Source organism: Aeromonas sp. HMWF014 (assembly GCF_963878295.1).
GTDB lineage: Bacteria > Pseudomonadota > Gammaproteobacteria > Enterobacterales > Aeromonadaceae > Aeromonas > Aeromonas popoffii.
The window spans coordinates 1-4525 of record NZ_CAWNYS010000193.1; the positions used below are offsets into that span (position 1 = coordinate 1).

4 protein-coding genes and 1 tRNA gene are annotated in these 4525 nt (G+C 57.7%); 3 read left to right on the forward strand and 2 right to left on the reverse strand.

The window, feature by feature from the left end; translation table 11 throughout:
* The first annotated feature begins 124 nt into the window (after positions 1–124).
* A tRNA-Pro gene (locus AAC083_RS07765) sits at positions 125–201 on the forward strand.
* 186 nt (positions 202–387) lie between these two features.
* The gene (locus AAC083_RS07770) at positions 388–900 is read left to right on the forward strand and encodes an RICIN domain-containing protein (protein ID WP_108536249.1); all 513 of its coding nucleotides are present in this window, start codon (positions 388–390) and stop codon (positions 898–900) included.
* Between the two features lie 28 nt (positions 901–928).
* Here AAC083_RS07770 and pyk read toward each other — a convergent pair whose 3' ends face one another.
* Positions 929–2407 (reverse strand): pyruvate kinase, encoded by a 1479-nt coding sequence (gene pyk, locus AAC083_RS07775; protein WP_108536250.1) that lies wholly within the window; start codon positions 2405–2407, stop codon positions 929–931.
* Between the two features lie 67 nt (positions 2408–2474).
* Positions 2475–3812 (reverse strand): MFS transporter, encoded by a 1338-nt coding sequence (locus AAC083_RS07780; protein ID WP_042037103.1) that lies wholly within the window; start codon positions 3810–3812, stop codon positions 2475–2477.
* 397 nt (positions 3813–4209) lie between these two features.
* Between AAC083_RS07780 and AAC083_RS07785 the strand changes: the two genes are divergently transcribed.
* On the forward strand, positions 4210–4525 hold a 316-nt coding region (locus AAC083_RS07785), incomplete at its 3' end, for an extracellular solute-binding protein (protein WP_258224628.1).

Consider the following 4525-nt stretch of genomic DNA (forward strand, 5'->3'; position numbering starts at 1 on the left):
GTGTTAGTGCCCCCCGGGTGTGAGGGTTCGAGTCCCTCTCTTCGCACCATACTTGCTGTATGACGAGGATGATCAAAAGTGATTGTCTTTGTGCTTTAGAGTACTTAAGTAAAGAAAATTGTCTCGGTGATTAGCGCAGCCCGGTAGCGCATCTGGTTTGGGACCAGAGGGTCAAAGGTTCGAATCCTTTATCACCGACCATATTCAGAAAAACCTCGCTTAGGCGGGGTTTTTCGCTTTCTGGCGTTTGCCACCTCTCCTTTCGTTACGTCTTGTCACGTCTGTTTACACTTCTGTTGGCACTTTCTCGCCGCGGCTTCGGGTATGCTGGGCCCCAGACCCACAGCAAGTGGGCATCATTGAACACATTTCAGGCCAACATGTCATATGCACCCTAATCTCGTTCGCGTCAGCACGCTGGCGCTTGTTGTCGTGACCCTCTGCGGTTGTTCGTTCAAACCCAAGCCGGATGAGATCCTGATGGGCGCCGTGCCCAGGCAGGCTGCCAATGCCCCCTCCACCCTGGTGACCAGCGGTGGTTTCTGTGTGGCATTAAATACCCGGGATCAACTGATCACCCAGTCTTGCGACCAGACTGCCCGCCAGCAGTTCAGCTGGGATGCCGGCGCCTTGCAGCTCCAGCAGCGTTGTCTGGTGGCTAAAGAAGGGAATGAGCTCGTCATGACGGAGTGTCAGGACGAGAGTCGTCAATGGCAGTGGCAGGCGGATCGCCTGTTCAACAGCAAGGTCGAGCTGTGTCTGGACGTCGCCGGGCGCCGTCACAAGCCCGGCACACCGCTGCGGCTGGCGGAGTGTTACGGCGGCGCCAACCAGAGCTTCGAATGGAAGAGTGAAACAAGTGTTCTGGATCAGCTGAACCTCAAAAGCCTCATCTGGTGAGGCTTTTGAGGTAGAAGAGTGGCTCCCCTCAGTGTGAATGAGCGGCAGTGATGGGGTGTTCTGGCCGGTGTATCGTAACGGGCAATGGCACCAGGCGACAGACATCCTCATGGCCAGACCCCTCGAGCGAGTCGAGGCGACTGATCAGCAGGGAGTGGATCCCCTTCAGCTGATCGGCCCGGTGCAATGTGTCTATCAGCTGGCTGTGATGGTGCTGGGGGTCGCTATCCAGATAGTGGATCGGCCTGACGCCGCGCAAAATCGCCATTTGATTGAGCAGCTGGCCGTTGTCTGACAGTGCCCAGATAGGGTTGTTGAGACCGCCCCGGGAGATGGCGATGACCGCATCTCCCCGGCGGGTCAGTACGGCGATACCACAGGCGCTGTCCTGGCTGAAGGCGGAGGTCATGGCGGCCAGTGCCATACAGTGGCCGGACTGCTCTGTCTGGCTGGTGCCCCTGCGCCAGCGTGGTGGTATGGGCTCCATCTCCTGTTCGGCTCCCAGTGCGATGCGGGCCATGGCCTCGACCGCTGCTACCGGATAGAGCCCAGCCGCCGACTCGGCCGACAACATTACCGCATCCGTGCCATCCATGACCGCGTTGGCCACATCCAGTACTTCGGCCCGGGTGGGCATGGGGCTGCCGATCATCGACTCCAGCATCTGGGTCGCTGTGATGACGGGGCGACCGAGCGCGCGGCAGCGCTTGATCAGCTTCTTTTGTACGCCGGGCAGTCTGGCATCCCCGATCTCCACCCCCAGATCGCCACGGGCCACCATGATGATGTCGGCGGCGTGGATGATCTCGTCCATGGCCTCGACCGAGGCGACCACCTCTGCCCGCTCGACCTTGGCGACGATGGCTGCCTTGCTGCCGGTGGCACGAATGAGTGCTCTGGCCTCGTCGAGATCGGCGGCACAGCGGGGGAACGAGATGGCCACGAAGTCGGCGTCGAGTTGACGGGCAGTCAGGATATCTTCCCTGTCCTTGGCGGTCAGCGCCGGGGCGCTGAGGCCGCCGCCCAGCACATTGATGCCTTTGCGATTCGACAATATGCCGCCTACCAGCACGCGGGTCGTGATGTGCATCCCCTCGATCTGTTCCACCCTGAGCTGGATACGGCCATCGTCCAACAGCAGGATATTACCCGGGTACACCTCGTTCACCAGTGCCGGGTAGTCGATCCCGACCCGATATTGGTCGCCCTGCCTGTCATTGAGCTCGGCATCGAGTACGAAGGATGCTCCCGTCTGCAGCTGGATGCTGCCCGCAGTGAAGCTGGCTATGCGGATCTTGGGGCCCTGTAGATCCACGAGAATGCCGATGTGGGTATTGAGGCGCGCCGCCGTGGTGCGGATCAGTGCTGCCAGTGCCAGGTGCTGCGCCGGACTGCCGTGGGAAAAGTTCAGCCTAAAGACGTTGGCTCCCGCCAGGATCAGCTGCTCCACCATGGTGGCGGAGGAGCTTGACGGGCCCAGGGTGGCGATGATTTTGGTCTTGCGCATGGGGTTCTCCTGTTGTGACAACAAAGTAAAAGGGTGGTCACCAGACCACCCTTTCCTTGGGTATGTATCAGTAGTTGACAACTTTCTTGGCGTTCCACACCGTCAGCGCTAGCAGCATGGAGACCACCGAGGCTCCCAGCCAGAAGTACTGGGCACTGCTGAAGTCATAGTGGGTTACGCCATCGATCACGCTGGTCTTGATCAGCGCGGATGAGACCAGCTCTTGGCCGGAGGCGGCGATGTAGGAACAGAGGCCAATGAATCCCTTCACGGCGCCCACGGCCGTTTTGGGCATCAGGTCACAGGCGGTCAGGCCGGCCAGGAACACCACCAGACCACCGATGGCAAAACCGATCAGGGCGAGGGCGACCGCGTCCATCATGCGGCTCTGCGGGCCCCAGAACATCAGGCACATGCCGGCTATGTTGGCCAGACCGTACAGCAGAGTCGGGATGTGGCGGTTGGCGTTGAAGATCTTGTCGGAGATAACCCCGGCCAGGATGGCACCGAGGAAGCCGGCGATGGGGTAGGCCGACATGGCGAAACCGGCATCGATCAGGCTGTAACCTTTCTGTTCTTGCAGGTAGAGCACGGCCCAGGAGCTCATGGCGTAGCGGGACATGTACATGCAGGCGCAGGCTGCGGCGATGAGCCAGACGGTGGGCTGCTTGAGGATGAACAGCTGGGCGCGGCGGATCTCGGCCGGCTCCACTTTCTTGGCGATTTCGGCCTGCTCACCAAAGGCGACAGCTGGCTCCGGCAGGGCATAAGTCTGTGGGCGATCCTTCAGTACCAGGAACATGCACAGAGCCGCAATCAGAGAGGCAATACCTGCCCCGATAAAACCTGCTTGCCAACCGAAGTAGCTGACGACGGTGGCTGTAAGGATCCAGGAGATACCTTCCCCTATGTTGCGTGATCCACCCCATATCGAATAGACGGAACCCCGTTGCTTGGGTGAGAACCACTGGAAGATGGAGACGCAGGAAGGCGCCGAGCCAACGGATTGGAACCAGCCATTCAGACCCCACATCAGTACCAGAAAGAAGGTCGCGGTGTTCATACCCATCAGGATGGTACAGATGGATGACAGTCCCAGGGAGACCGACATGAAGCGGCCTATGTTGGCGTAATCGGAGAGGAAGCCATTGGAGAACTTGCCGACGGCGTAGGTGAACAGGAAGGCGGAGCCTATGACCCCCAGTTCCTCCAGCGTCACTATGCCGGCATCCAGCAGGGGTTTCTTGACAACGTTAAGACTCATTCTGACCACGTAAAACATGGCATAACCCAGCACCAGTCCCAGGAAAACCTGCCACTGGTACTTGCGGTAAATGGAGCGGATTTTATCGGGCGAGGCATCCATGACCGGCAAGTCTGCTCGCGTCTTGAAAAAGTTGAACATGTCGTTCTCCGTTTATATGTGGCAGCATGGTTTCAGAGGAAGTTCTGATAGCGGTTGCCATCATATGAAGGGAGAATTTCAGGCGGCAAAATGTCAGATATGGGTCAACTCTGACTCAACCATAAGGGGGTCATGAGTCAAAAGTGACATATTCAGACTGTCCTATCGATATTCAATGAATAACAATAGTGATCCCGACAGGGCGATATGAGTCAGAACTGGCTCACCCCCCATTTAATAAAATATTATCATGTGCCGAATATTAGATGTGCAGCACATAATCTGACATTGATAGCGAGCCGATAGACACCCTATGCCACTATTTTGCCGACTGCTTCCCCTCTGCTTGGTCGTGGTGATGTTGCCATTCAGATCCATTCAGGCCGCGTCATTGACCGTGCTTACCTCCTTCTCGGAGACGCCGGTCAGGGCGGTGATCGACGGTTTTGCCGAACAATATCCGGAAATCCGGGTCGAGGTTATTTATCGGCGTACCACTCCATCCTTGCGATTATTAACGGAGGCGGATGCGCCTCCCGTTGATATTATCATGTCATCGTCGCCGACTTTTTTTAACACGCTGGATAAGGCGGGTTTGCTGGCTCCCTTGCCGAACGCCACTATTCCCCCAGACTGGCTGAATCCGCATACCCTGGGATTAAGTAATAAAGTGGCGGTCGTCGGATATTCCAGCAGCGGTATCATGTATAACC

Coding starts and splice junctions, on each gene's coding strand:
- AAC083_RS07770 (WP_108536249.1), top strand. CDS start 388: ATGCACCCTAATCTCGTTCGCGTCAGCACGCTGGCGCTTGTTGTCGTG.
- pyk (WP_108536250.1), bottom strand. CDS start 2,407: ATGCGCAAGACCAAAATCATCGCCACCCTGGGCCCGTCAAGCTCCTCC.
- AAC083_RS07780 (WP_042037103.1), bottom strand. CDS start 3,812: ATGTTCAACTTTTTCAAGACGCGAGCAGACTTGCCGGTCATGGATGCC.